15 protein-coding genes are annotated in these 12,905 nt (G+C 41.6%); 2 read left to right on the top strand and 13 right to left on the bottom strand.

From position 1 onward, the window contains the following. Positions 1 to 11: 11 nt before the first annotated feature. The 10 genes from spoIIIAE to AMD01_RS14590 all read right to left on the bottom strand — a co-directional run bounded on the left by spoIIIAE (position 12) and on the right by AMD01_RS14590 (position 6,518). Positions 12 to 1,181: a stage III sporulation protein AE gene (gene spoIIIAE / locus AMD01_RS14635; protein ID WP_053402168.1), complete on the bottom strand. Its 1,170-nt coding sequence runs from the start codon at positions 1,179 to 1,181 to the stop codon at positions 12 to 14. A 31-nt stretch (positions 1,182 to 1,212) separates the two neighbouring features. Further along, a complete protein-coding gene (gene spoIIIAD, locus AMD01_RS14630) occupies positions 1,213 to 1,596 on the bottom strand; it encodes a stage III sporulation protein AD (RefSeq protein WP_053402331.1) in 384 nt (127 codons plus the stop codon). Between the two features lie 21 nt (positions 1,597 to 1,617). Beyond that, positions 1,618 to 1,824: a stage III sporulation protein AC gene (gene spoIIIAC / locus AMD01_RS14625; protein ID WP_053402167.1), complete on the bottom strand. Its 207-nt coding sequence runs from the start codon at positions 1,822 to 1,824 to the stop codon at positions 1,618 to 1,620. A 20-nt stretch (positions 1,825 to 1,844) separates the two neighbouring features. After that, complete coding sequence (gene spoIIIAB / locus AMD01_RS14620; protein ID WP_053402166.1) at positions 1,845 to 2,357, bottom strand: stage III sporulation protein SpoIIIAB; 513 nt, start codon at positions 2,355 to 2,357, stop codon at positions 1,845 to 1,847. After that, positions 2,354 to 3,283, bottom strand: coding sequence for a stage III sporulation protein AA (gene spoIIIAA, locus AMD01_RS14615; RefSeq protein ID WP_053402330.1), 930 nt, complete (start codon positions 3,281 to 3,283; stop codon positions 2,354 to 2,356). Before spoIIIAA ends, spoIIIAB begins: the two co-directional genes overlap by 4 nt. An 89-nt stretch (positions 3,284 to 3,372) precedes the next feature. Continuing rightward, a complete protein-coding gene (locus AMD01_RS14610) occupies positions 3,373 to 3,654 on the bottom strand; it encodes a YqhV family protein (RefSeq protein WP_053402165.1) in 282 nt (93 codons plus the stop codon). 181 nt (positions 3,655 to 3,835) lie between these two features. Further along, positions 3,836 to 4,393 carry an elongation factor P gene (gene efp, locus AMD01_RS14605; RefSeq protein ID WP_053402164.1) on the bottom strand — a complete coding sequence of 186 codons (558 nt, stop codon included), beginning with the start codon at positions 4,391 to 4,393 and terminating at the stop codon, positions 3,836 to 3,838. A 21-nt stretch (positions 4,394 to 4,414) separates the two neighbouring features. Continuing rightward, positions 4,415 to 5,476, bottom strand: coding sequence for a M24 family metallopeptidase (locus tag AMD01_RS14600; RefSeq protein ID WP_053402163.1), 1,062 nt, complete (start codon positions 5,474 to 5,476; stop codon positions 4,415 to 4,417). Continuing rightward, positions 5,469 to 5,918 carry a type II 3-dehydroquinate dehydratase gene (gene aroQ / locus AMD01_RS14595; RefSeq protein ID WP_053402162.1) on the bottom strand — a complete coding sequence of 150 codons (450 nt, stop codon included), beginning with the start codon at positions 5,916 to 5,918 and terminating at the stop codon, positions 5,469 to 5,471. The genes AMD01_RS14600 and aroQ overlap by 8 nt, the downstream gene beginning before the upstream one ends. 87 nt (positions 5,919 to 6,005) lie before the next feature. Continuing rightward, positions 6,006 to 6,518, bottom strand: a complete 513-nt coding sequence (locus AMD01_RS14590; RefSeq protein WP_053402161.1) for a YqhR family membrane protein — start codon at positions 6,516 to 6,518, stop codon at positions 6,006 to 6,008. A 308-nt stretch (positions 6,519 to 6,826) separates the two neighbouring features. On the opposite strand from AMD01_RS14590, the gene AMD01_RS14585 reads away from it, so the two are divergent. Further along, positions 6,827 to 7,765: a DUF1385 domain-containing protein gene (locus tag AMD01_RS14585; protein WP_053402160.1), complete on the top strand. Its 939-nt coding sequence runs from the start codon at positions 6,827 to 6,829 to the stop codon at positions 7,763 to 7,765. A gap of 44 nt (positions 7,766 to 7,809) precedes the next feature. Continuing rightward, the gene (locus AMD01_RS14580) at positions 7,810 to 8,205 is read left to right on the top strand and encodes an SA1362 family protein (RefSeq protein WP_053402159.1); all 396 of its coding nucleotides are present in this window, start codon (positions 7,810 to 7,812) and stop codon (positions 8,203 to 8,205) included. Positions 8,206 to 8,245: 40 nt separating this feature from the next. Here AMD01_RS14580 and AMD01_RS14575 read toward each other — a convergent pair whose 3' ends face one another. From AMD01_RS14575 to AMD01_RS14565, 3 genes are all read right to left on the bottom strand, one after another. Then, positions 8,246 to 9,133, bottom strand: a complete 888-nt coding sequence (locus AMD01_RS14575; protein ID WP_053402158.1) for a patatin-like phospholipase family protein — start codon at positions 9,131 to 9,133, stop codon at positions 8,246 to 8,248. 118 nt (positions 9,134 to 9,251) lie between these two features. After that, positions 9,252 to 9,683, bottom strand: a complete 432-nt coding sequence (mntR, locus tag AMD01_RS14570) for a transcriptional regulator MntR (RefSeq protein ID WP_053402157.1) — start codon at positions 9,681 to 9,683, stop codon at positions 9,252 to 9,254. A 284-nt stretch (positions 9,684 to 9,967) separates the two neighbouring features. Beyond that, positions 9,968 to 12,511 carry a vitamin B12-dependent ribonucleotide reductase gene (locus AMD01_RS14565; protein ID WP_053402156.1) on the bottom strand — a complete coding sequence of 848 codons (2,544 nt, stop codon included), beginning with the start codon at positions 12,509 to 12,511 and terminating at the stop codon, positions 9,968 to 9,970. Between the last annotated feature and the right edge of the window lie 394 nt (positions 12,512 to 12,905).

Below are 12,905 nucleotides of genomic sequence, written 5' to 3'. Positions count from 1 at the left end.
TCCTCCTTTCTTTACCTCACCATCATCGTGATATTACTTGCTGTAATAATGACGGTTAGCGCTAGGAAAAACATAAGAGATACAACAGCTAGAGCAGCGAAAATATAGATGACGCTTTTACTAATAACACTTAAACAAGTAATGACAGGCCCTCCCCCAATGGGTTGGAGAAGTGCGGCGGCTAATTTATAAATAATCGCGATGGATAGCACCTTCATCGCAGGAAACGCGACGATCATGAGTAAAATCCCTACCCCCGCAATGCCAATCGTATTTTTTAATAGTAGTGAAGCACCTAACACGGTGTCAGTAGCATCTGTGAAGACTCGTCCCACAACCGGAATAAAATTCCCCGTAATAAATTTAGCTGTTCGGATCGTAATGCCATCTGCCACAGCAGACGTTGTTCCTTGTACAGATATGACGCCTAGAAAGACGGTTAAAAAGATTCCGAGTAAGCCAATGCTGATGTTGCGAAGGAGCTGTGCAAGCTGTGTTACTTTGTATTGCTCGGATATAATGCTGACGATGCTGAGCAGTGCGGATAAAAAGAGCAGTGGCATGATGATGTATTGGATAAGCAATCCGCTTGTATTCATAAGGAAGATGATGACTGGGTGAAAGAACGCGGCTGAAATAATTCCTCCTGAAGTGGTCATAAGCGCAAGAAGAAGCGGAATGAGCGCTAAAATAAAGTGAATCATTGTATCGATGGCTTCTTTTGTATACGAAATGGCAATATGAAAGCTATTCAATGCAATAATGATGAGGACCATGTAGATAAGCGCATACGCGACTTTGCTTACGGCCTTTTGTTCAAAAGCATTTTGCAGGTTTTGGAGAAATACGCTAAAGATGGTGAGCATGATGAGCGTACCGAGCAATTTGCCGTTTGCGATGACTTCATGAAAGAAAAACTTTATGAACCCCGTCATCCACTCTTTAAACGAAAACTTCTTCTCCCCTTTTAAAAAATCCACGAGGCTGCCTTTTTGACTTTCAGGAAGGAAGCCTCCGTACTCCGTTAAAATATCGTCCCAATATTGTTTAATCTCGTTGACCCCTAAGCGATCGAGCTGTGTATTCACGATCTCTTGCTGGGGGTCAGCTGCTTGTACAGGTTCAGCGCTTATAAAAAAGAAAATACACGCCCCTATTACGATACTAAGGAGCCATTTCATAGAGTCACCCCTCATTGTGTTTCACCTTTCTTTAGGACGGGAGCATGGAGATGATCGTTTCAATGATGACGGTTAAAATTGGAATGGCCATGGAGAGAATTAGAATTTTTCCTCCAAGCTCAATTTTAGAAGCAATGGCTCCCTGCCCCGCGTCCTTCGTTACTTGTGCACCAAATTCTGCAATATAGGCGATGCCAATAATTTTTAGGATGGTTTCTACGTAAACCATATTGACATGTGCATTTGCAGACAGTCGTTCAATCATATGAATAATGTCGGAAATTTGATCAACTAAAAATAGAAAAATAACGCAGCCTACAAATACAACAAGCAGAAAAGCAATCGACGATTTATGCTCTTTTAAAATAATGGCCAAAAATGTTGTGACAAGGCCCAGCCCTACGATTTGAATCATATCCACCGTGATTCACCTACTTTAACCTTGAAATAGGAAGACAGCCTTAATTTTCTTAAACAAATCATCCACGATGGACGCCACCATAAATAAGATGTAAATAAATCCGATTAAGGTAACCCAATTTGCGTAATCCTTCTTCCCCATTTGCTCGAGGACCGTGACGAGAAACGCCACGACGATTCCCACCCCTGCAATTTGGAAAATTGTATTCATATCTACTCCCATGAACCCTTTCCTCCTGCCCTTTACATGAGTAAAATGATAAGTAATAACCCTGCTAAAAAGCCGACGCTCTTCATCATGCGTTCATAGCGGTTTTGCTGATCAACGGCATCTGCTTCTTCTCGCTCGAGGTGATTAAGCGCGAGTAAAATATGCTTTTGCTGGGAATAACGATCATGCTGTCCGAGCGTTTCCCCAAACTGCTTCAAAATTTCAATCTCCGGCTTTTTTAGTGCCGTTTTCCCCCACGACTCTTCAACACTTGCGAACCAAGCGCTTTTTACACTTACTTCCTCGTCTTCTAGCTTGTCAGCAAACAGCGTGAATAGCATGGAGAGGGGCTTTGGAATTTGTGCAGCAATTGTCGCAGAAGCTTCGCCTACCGAACGATGACTGTACATAATTTCAGCTTCTAGAGACCGAAGTGCTGCTTTTAGCTGACGGAGCTGACGCGTACGTTCGCTAAGCCGTTTGGCAAATTCGAACCCGACGAGCGTACAAGCAACAAGAACCATGACGGCACCAATAAGCTTCATCGTCTACCTCCTTCGAGAACCGAAAGTGGAAGAGACGTAAAATCATGGTCATATATTCCTTGAATCGTTCCGGCACCGTTTTTAGCCGTAAGAACGAGAAAACGCTCAAACACACCCGCCTTCATCAGCGAAGACAAAGAAGGTCGTTTTAACAAATCGTCTAGCTGTGTACCATGAACAGTCATAATAACTTTCACACCCGCGTTCATTGCCTCTAATACGGCCTCACAGTCTTCCATACGCCCGACTTCATCCACAACTAAGACGTCTGGACTCATAGACCGAATCATCATCATCATGCCTTCTGCTTTTGGGCATGCATCAAGCACATCTAGACGAGATCCAAAGGTGTGTTGCGGAACACCTTTTACACTTCCGGCAATTTCAGAACGTTCATCCACAATGCCTACCTTCATCGGTTCGATGTCGTCTATTCCTGTACTAATGACGCGCGCCAAATCCCGAATCATCGTCGTTTTTCCCGACTGTGGAGGACCAATGATCGCCGTATGTGCCCATGAGGAGCTTCCTTTCGCGTGCAAATGCGGCACCAATCGCTCCGCAATTCCGAGCTTTTCCTTCGCAATTCGAATATTAAATGACGTCACGTCTCGGATGACCTTCACGACCCCGTTCTCTGTCACTACTTTCCCCGCTAGCCCGACCCGATGTCCACCTTCAATGGTGACGTAGCCTTTCTTTAATTCCTCCTCAATCATATAGATGGAGAAATGACTCAGCTTATTTAAAATAAACCCCGCATCTTCCGTTGTTAAAAAATAAGGTTGAAAAATGGGCCTTCCTCGCACAATCAGCTCCAGCGGCCGATTTACCCGTAACCGTATTTCTTCTAAATAATCCGAGGCAAGGTGTGCCTCAATGATCCCTACAACGTGTTTTGGCAGCATTTTAGAGACGGATTCGATCACGTTTTACACATCCCTTTGCTTGTTCATTATTCATTTCAATGTATGCACGCTCGTACACAATATGCCTGACCGCGTGCTTTTCTTCTTCACTTAAATACACCGACTAAAATCATAATGACGCCTATCGCAATAAGTGCTATTTTTCCAAATGACAGCTGATCTGCAACAGCAACAAGTCCAATCGTGAACGAAGAGACCATGACGAGCGGTCCGACTAAAGCTAGTAAACTATTAATCATGAGCGCCTTTTTCACATCGTTACTCGTGAAGATTAAAATCGCTGCGACAAATTCAATAAATGAGGATACAAAGCGTAAACAAGCCATAGTTAGTACAGAACTATTCATTCCTGCTAGTAAATGTTTCATTCTTTCCTCCTAAACGATCTTTTAATAGACGACTGGATACTTTGTACAATTTATGCGGGAAGCCCGGTATGTATGATAGAGGATTTTATGTAGGGGCATAAAAAAAGAGAAAAATGATAGAGTTGCGAGAAATAAAAAAACAGCCCGATCTAGTGGGACTAGATCGGGCTGTTTGAATTAATTATGCACGAGAAACGTAGCTTGCATCTGTTGTGTTAATGATTAACACATCTTCTTGGTTAATGAAGAATGGAACTTGTACAGATAAACCTGTTTCAAGAATAGCTGGTTTTGTACCGCCTGAAGCTGTATCACCTTTAATTCCTGGTTCAGTTTCTGCTACTTTTAGTTCTACTGTGTTCGGAAGCTCAACACCTAGTGTTTCGCCTTGGAACATCATAATGTGAACAGACATGTTCGCAAGTAAGAATTTGAGTTCATACTCAATTTGGTTACCTGGTAATTCAAGTTGTTCATAAGATTCTGTATCCATGAATACGTGTTGATCACCGTTTGCATATAGGTACTGCATTTGACGGTTTTCAATTTGAGCTTTCGCTACTTTTTCACCAGCACGGAACGTTTTTTCTTGAATCGCTCCTGTACGAAGGTTACGAAGCTTTGAGCGAACAAACGCTGCCCCTTTACCCGGTTTTACATGTTGGAATTCAACTACGCGCCAAATTCCGTTGTCAACTTCAATTGTTAAGCCTGTACGAAAATCGTTTACTGAAATCATGAAGTAAATCCTCCTACACTATTATAAAATAATTAACTCTTTCGACGAATGAGTCAATGATTCATTACCAGTTTGTGTAACGATCGTATCATCTTCAATACGAACTCCACCAAGTTTCGGAATATAGATTCCTGGCTCTACGGTTACAATCATTCCTGGCTCTAACACATTATCAGATCGGAAAGATAAAGCAGGTCCTTCGTGAACTTCTAAGCCAATGCCATGACCTGTCGAGTGACCGAAGTATTCGCCGTACCCTTTCTCCGCTATGTAATCACGAGTTAAAGCGTCTGCTTGCTTTCCTGTTAAACCAGGCTTAATACCATTCATTCCACGTAACTGCGCTTCTAATACTACATCATAAATTGTACGAAGCTCATCGCTTACTTCTCCTACTGCTACTGTACGAGTCACATCAGACACATAGCCTTGATATAATGCACCGTAGTCCATTGTCACAAACTCACCTTTTTCGATGACCTTTTCAGAGGCAACACCGTGTGGTAGAGCTGAACGATAGCCTGAAGCCACGATTGTATCAAAAGAAGATGATGTAGCGCCTTGTTTACGCATAAAGAATTCAAGCTCATTGCATACTTCTAACTCAGTGACTCCAGGTCGAATCACTGTCAAAATGTGTTCGAATGCCGCATCAGCAATTTTTGCAGCTTCCTTTAATATCTTAATCTCTGCTTCGCTCTTAATCAAGCGTAACTTTTCTACGGCGTTTGAAACCGGTACAAGTTCAGCCTCTACTGCCTTGTCATACGTCTGGAAGCTTGAGTACGTAAGATGATCTTGTTCAAATCCAAGACGCTTGATTCCCATCTTTTTCGCCACTTCTGCTACTTCGTCCGTGATCGGTCCTTTATGCTGAACGATCTCAAATCCGACCGCTTGCTTTGTTGCCTGCTCGACATAGCGAAAATCTGTAATAAACGCTGCTGCATCCTCAGAAATAAGGACAACGCCTGCAGATCCAGTGAAATTGGCTACGTAACGACGGTTGAACTCACTCGTGATAAGCATTCCGTCGACATTAAGATCTTTAAACATTTCGCGAAGCTTCGTTAATTTACTCATTTTCTTTCCCCCTTAAATGTTGAAGCATAGCTAAAAGCCCTAGCTCATAGCCATAAAAGCCCAATCCTACGATTTGTCCAATTGAAACCGGAGCCGTGACCGAATGATGACGGAACTCTTCCCTCGCATGAACGTTTGAAATATGTACTTCAAGAACAGGTGTCGAAATACCTGCTATGGCATCTCGAATCGCATAGCTGTAGTGAGTAAAAGCACCAGGATTAATGATCACACCATCATAATCCGTATCAGCCGCATGAAGCTGGTCAATAATTGCTCCTTCATGGTTTGACTGAAACGTCTCTAAGTTGATGCCCTCGCGTTCCGCCACAAGTTGCAAGCCACTCTCTAGCGTTGCGAGCGTTTCACCACCGTAAATACCTGGCTCTCTTACCCCTAAACGATTAAGATTCGGGCCATTGATAACGAGTAATCTTTTCACTCTATGACCTCCTCCGCTTCCACCTTTTTTCCGATGAAAAAAGAATGTTCATTACCTAGAACATTCTACCATAGAAATGAACAGAACTCACTCTTCATTGACTGTAGCTTGGTCAGAGTCTTTTAGATTTAAGGCCGATGCTTCAAAGGAAATCGAGTAGCCAACGAATACGCCGTACAAAATGTAAAAGCAGATGCTCGTAATAATCGTATTTTTATCCAGCTCGCTAACGGTTTTGATATCTGGAAAGAGGGGATTTAACACATAAAAGACCAACACCCATAAAACAAGCCCGAACAGCATGCCAATCCAAACTCTCATATAATTCTTCAGCGTGACCTGATATAAAATAGCGACAACGATGGAGATAACCCCCAGGATAATCATGCTCACAAAGTTCCCCATCGCCTTCTCTTTCCATTCACCAAGGGCCCATGGCTGTAAAATGACGTTTGGGCTAATTTCTGTAAAATGGAATAGATATGCAATATAATTAAGAAAACTCCAAAACACACCACCGACAAATCCAATGGACACTGTTTTTAGCATATAGGATGTTTCTTTGCTATTTTGACTTTGATGTTCTTGTTCTTCTGTCACTTTTCTTCACCTCTGTTTCTTAGTATGAACCGAAACAAAAATTCTATTTCTATACGCAACCAAAATTGTTCATTTTTTCGGTTACGTGTCAGCTCATTCATCGAACATAACGACTCCATAACACAGCATGTAGCATCTTGTTTTCAGACGGAATAGAATTTTCTAGAAAACAAAGGGGATTTACTGGTGTATGTTTGGATTTTCTTGGCTAAAATAGAGAATATACATCGACCTAGAGGTTTATTTCAAATTCCTGTAGAATATAAAATACAAATAAGATATTTTACGAAGTTAGGTTGGTGACTTACATGTCAGACGCACAAAAACCCATCTATGGTGGTCAAGCCGTAATGGAGGGAGTCATGTTCGGAGGTAAACGTTCTCTTGTAACCGCGATTCGGCGCAAGGATCAAACGATTGAATACTTTCATTCAAAGCGAAAATCTTCTCCCTTTCTTACAAAACTCAAAAAAATACCCTTTCTAAGAGGAATTGCTGCGATTATTGAGGCAAGTGCAAATGGAACGATGCACTTGAACTTCTCTTCTGAACGATATGATCTTGATCCTTCTGAAGATGCTACATTAGCTGAAAAAAAGGAATCAAGGTTATCGCTTGTTCTAGGTGTGGCAACGCTCGGTGTTCTCTCTTTTCTTTTTGGCAAAGTGTTATTTACGTTAATTCCGGTTTTTCTCGCTCAGCTAACAAGACCTATTTTCTCTTCGGATCTTTCGCAGATTTTAATAGAAGGTTTGTTCAAGCTCATTTTACTGCTCGTGTATATTTACGTCATTTCACAAACACCGCTCATTAAGCGTGTTTTCCAATATCACGGGGCGGAGCATAAAGTGATTAATGCGTACGAAAATCAGCTTCCGCTAACGGTCGAAAACGTGCAAAAAAGTTCGCGACTTCATTACCGATGCGGCAGTAGCTTTATTTTATTTACAGTAATTGTTGGGGTATTTGTCTATATGCTCGTCCCGCTTGATCCGTTATGGCTTCGAATTGTGGACCGCCTGCTTTTAATTCCTGTAGTACTCGGCATTGCTTTTGAAGTATTGCAGCTAACGAATAAAGTTCGCGACATTCCAGTTCTTCGTTTCTTAGGATACCCTGGGCTATGGCTTCAATTGTTAACAACAAAAGAACCAAGCGATGATCAAGTAGAAGTAGCCATTGCTTCATTTAATGAATTATTACGTATTGAATCTGAGGACATTCAAACCGAAGATAAAATTGTATAACCCTTCTTTTTACTGTTTGAACATAATGTGGAGGTGACCTTCTTATGAGACGTTCTGCTAAACCTATTGTTTATGTATTAATTACGCTTGGAATTTTCGGTTTGTTGGCCAGTGTGATAACCCATCCAGCTCAATTGATGAGACAGCTTTTATATATGGGGATTTTTGCGGGGATTATTTATGTACTGTACCGCTTTGTGTTCCGGTCGCCTCAGTCAACGACGCAGGATCGTCAATATTTACGCGCGGTAAAACAATCGAAGCATCGTTCAAAGACGAAAAGTCCAGCAAAAGGGAAACCGTCAGCGCGTATTCATTCAGTCTCTGGCTCATCAAAAGGGCAAAGTTCAAGCAAAACTTTAAAGAAAAAACGATCCAATACCCACCTTACCGTCATAGAAGGGAAAAAGGGCAAAAAGAAAAACCGTGCCTTTTTCTAATGGAAAAATCATCGCTCCTGTGGGCGATGATTTTTTTTGATTAATAGGACCATTGCTGAAGAAAAGCCTCAGCTCTTAGTTTCCCAAGCAAGACAAGCTGCTGCTTTCGCTCTTCCGTCAGCTGAAAATCGATAATGCCTTGTTGATCGACGGGAATAAAAATAATGTTTTGAGCATGACGCTTAGAAATATACCGCGCATCATGTGCATCCTTCATCGTTTCAAACAGAGCACCAAACAACCCAATTGCATTATGAATTTCCTTTTTACTCGGTTCACATTCTTCTGCCGTCACAAGGTTTACTCCTAATACGGGCCGTACCTTCGGCTTACGCTCGTCATCAAACAGCCAAATGGGGAAATTACTTAGTACTCCCCCGTCTACAATAAGCGACGTCTGCCTAACGCTTTTTAAGCGAACCGGTTCGAAAAAGTATGGAAGGCTACAGCTCATTCTTACGGCTTTTGAAATAAAAAAAGTAGCAGGATCAATGCCGTATTGGGGCAAATCATCTGGGAGCACAAGAATACGCCCATTCGTTAAGTCAGAAGCGACAATACGCAGCGAATGCTCCGGAATGTCACCGAATGTAATAATTCCTCTTTGCTTTAATTTATTGTATAACCATCTTTCTAATTTATCACCTTTATATAGCCCCATCTTCCAATATAATGACAGCCATTTTGTTAAGGAAAAGGGAATAAATCGCGAACGACGGTCTAATAGATTATCAGCATTTAATTCTTCAAGCATGGATACAAGTTCCTTACTAGAATAACCAGCTACGATGAACGAAGAAAGGATAGCCCCTGCGCTTGTGCCAGCTACCCGTCGAAACACAAATCCCTTTTCTTCTATAGCTTGAAGAGCGCCTATTAAAGCTAATCCTTTAATTCCACCACCTGAAAACACACCGTCAATGTACATAAATGACCTCCAACAATCATTTGTACATCTTTAATCGAAAACGTAGGGAAATATGCGTAAAAAAAATCATTTTCTCTCATCACCTACATTCGTAGGTAGAAAGGAGAAAATGATTTTTTTAGGACGGCTGATCTTCTTCGTTTTTCTTTTGTACGAGTCGAAGCTCGTCTACACGCTCTTGACCCTCTTCAAAGTATTGAACCAAATCACCGATTCGGTCGATGGAATTCCAGCTTAAGTGATGCTCGATTCCTTCAACGTCTTCATAAATATTTTCCTCATCGACGCCAATGATACGAAGAAATTGCTCCAATAGCTCATGGCGATAGACAAGACGTTTTCCAATCTTTTTCCCTTTGGTTGTCAGCACTAGGCCACGGTATTTTTCATACACCAAATATTCGTCTTTATCGAGTTTTTGCACCATTTTTGTTACAGAGGAAGGATGCACTGCTAACGCTTCTGCAATGTCCGAAACCCTTGCATATCCCTTATCTTCAATTAACATATAAATTTGCTCAATATAATCTTCCATACTTGGGGTAGGCATGGCTTCTCCTCCAATACTTCTCTTATTATGTATTCGTTCATACCCGGATTGTTTCATATATAGAATTTCTCATCAGCGAGGATTTTATGGCCTGTGTTTGTTGGATAATTGCTGAGGCTGCTGCTGAAATGTAAAGCGTTACCAATACTTTTCAAATAAGAAAGTCAACGTAAATTTTACTATAAAAGAGTACCATTTACAAGCACAGAGGGTGAGCCAGACAGGTTTGTCCCCTGCTAGCTCACCCCTCCTACTTGTATAATCAATCTGTATTTAGATGTAACTTATAGTCCACATCTTAACTGTGCATTACAGTTTGTACACGTGTTACAGCCACCAATTTCTTCGACTGTTCCTTGACGGCAAACTGGGCATGTATCGCCAACATCAGAGCCGATTTTGCTTTCATCGTATGAAATGCTTAGTGATACGTGCTCTTCTGTTACCGCTTCTTGCTCTTGAACGTCTTCTTCGAACGTGTTTTCTTCCGCTTTTAGCGTTAGAACCTGTGCATCACGGCTACCGTCTACGTATACAGTACCGCCTTTTGCACCGCCTTTATATAGACGCTCGTATACTTTCTTCACTTGGTCAACCGTATAGCCACGAGGTGCGTTAACGGTTTTACTGATGGAGCTATCTACCCAGCGCTGAATGATGCATTGTACGTCAGCATGTGCTTCTGGAGCTAGTTCCATCGCAGAAATGAACCACTCTGGTAATTGATTTGGATCTGCTTCTGGATGCTGATCTAAATACTCTTGAACGATATCTGCTTTTACTTCAATGAACTTTCCAAGACGTCCACTACGGAAGTAAGAGAAGGAGAAGTATGGCTCAAGACCTGTTGATACGCCAACCATCGTACCTGTGCTTCCTGTTGGTGCAACCGTTAGAAGGTGAGAGTTACGAATTCCGTATGCAGCAATTCCTTCACGAACATCTTCAGGCATTTTCTCTAAGAACCCTGTTTCAGTGAACGCTTGGCGAAGACGCGCTGTCTCTTCCTCTGTTTCACCAACTAGGAACGGGAAGCTTCCTTTTTCTTTTGCTAATTCAATTGATGCACGGTAAGCCGTTGTCGCGATTGTTTCAAATACGCGATCAACCATTTCGTTTCCTGCTTCAGAACCGTACTCTGTTTCACAGTAAATAAGAAGATCATGCAGACCCATTACACCAAGACCAACACGACGCTCGCCTAATGCCTGCTTTTTGTTTTCTTCTAGGAAGTAAGGTGTTGCGTCAATTACGTTATCCTGCATGCGCACGCCTACTTCTACCGTTTGTTTTAATTTATCAAAATCAACTGTTTTTGTTTCTTTGTTCACCATTTGTGCTAAGTTCACCGCTGCAAGGTTACAAACGGAATATGGTGCAAGTGGCTGTTCTCCACACGGATTTGTTGCGACTACCTTTTGACCGTATGCTTTCGCATTTGTCATGTCGTTCGCATTGTCGATGAAGAAAATGCCAGGCTCTGCTGAGTACGTTGCACAAACGTTAATTAAGTTCCAAAGCTCTTTTGCTTTGATTGTGCGATACGTACGTACGCGGAAACCTAGTTTTTCCCACTCACGAACATCGCCTACTTCATGCCATTTTTCATTGTAGGCTTTCATTTCTTCTTCCGTATATGTTTCAACGTCTGGGAAGCGAAGCTCGTAGTCACCGTCGTTCTCAACAGCTTCCATAAAGTCATTTGTTAGACAAACTGAAATGTTTGCACCTGTTAAGAAATCAGGATTATGAACGCTGAACGTGCCGCCAATACGAAGCTTTTCTTCTGCGTCTTTAATAATTTTATCGTTAAATCCACCCATACCTGGAATTTGCTTGTAGTTCACAATTCCTTGGTACATCGCAATTTCTTGCTCTGTAAGCGGCGTAAACTTCAGCTTGTCTTCCGCTGCTTTTTTAATTTGTGGATCGTTTGTGTTTTCAATTAAGAAACGTAAAATACGTGGATTTTGCATTTTTGAAATGATGAATTCCACGATATCCGGATGGAAATCTGCAAGCATGATCATTTGCGCGCCGCGTCTTGATCCACCTTGCTCGACTAAATGTGTAAGCTTCGCAATATCGTCTAACCATGAAACGGAACCAGATGATTTACCGTTCACGCCTCTTGCTAGGGCATTACGCGGGCGAAGGGTTGTACCATTTGTTCCAACACCACCACCGCGGCTCATGATTTCCATTACTTGCTTACGATGCTCTGAGATGCCTTCACGTGAATCTTGTACGAACGGCATTACGTAGCAGTTAAAGTACGTTACGTCCGTTTCTGCACCAGCTCCGTATAGAACGCGTCCTGCTGGAACGAAGTTCAGGTTCACAAGCTCATGATAGAACTTTTGGAACCATTCTTGACGTTTTTCTTCTGTTGTTTCAGAAGAAGCAAGTCCAGTTGCATTACGCTTTGCAATTTGCTCATAGTAAATTTCAAGGGGCTTTTCAATCACGTCTAGTGAACGAACAACTAATCCGCTCTCTGCTTCTGTCGCATCTAGCGCGCCGCGTGATTCTTCCTCTACTAAAACAGTAGCTGTTTTATGCTCCCAATTAATTTCTTTAATATAACCTAATCCTCTTGCTGGGAATTTAGGATCTTCTTTTACCGTTAGGACAACGAAGTCCCCTTCTGAGAGAGTTGTTTTCTCTGTGTCTTTGAATGCATAGCGATCTAGCATTACGAGGCGAGATACCCCTTTATGAGTTAATTTCATATCAGGTGTAACGGGGTGTACTTGGGTAAATTTCTCAATATCTTGATTCAACTTTTCAATATTCATTACGGGCTTTTCGTTAATTAAAACTGCCATCTTCACAACTCCCTTGTTTCCTTACTCTATCTAAGTGTCTCAGCCGATTATCTTTCCATAATATAGAAAAATCATTTCGAGCGATAAACTTAAGTTATCATAATTCAAAGACCAATTCAATATATAGTATCTACCAAAATAAAACTAATACCACATATTGAAAAGTCAAGCTAAAAATTTAAAACTCGAACGAAAAAACAGTTGACTTTTGTATCGTTAATGGGGGAACGTACATTCACCTTTTTGTGAAATAATTTCGTTTTTTCGCAACTATTTCGCATTTTGGTGAAGTGAAAAAAGATTCCACTAGGTGTTCTATGTTCTATACCCGTTCTCAAAAAGATATCGCCCATTGCCATTAGCTCGATGTGCTCGAACGATACAAGGCATTGGG

The organism is Priestia koreensis, from assembly GCF_001274935.1.
GTDB classification, from domain to species: Bacteria; Bacillota; Bacilli; order Bacillales; family Bacillaceae_H; genus Bacillus_AG; species Bacillus_AG koreensis.
The sequence above is the reverse complement of the archived record's forward strand: the minus strand, read 5'-3'. Positions and strand labels throughout refer to the sequence as shown.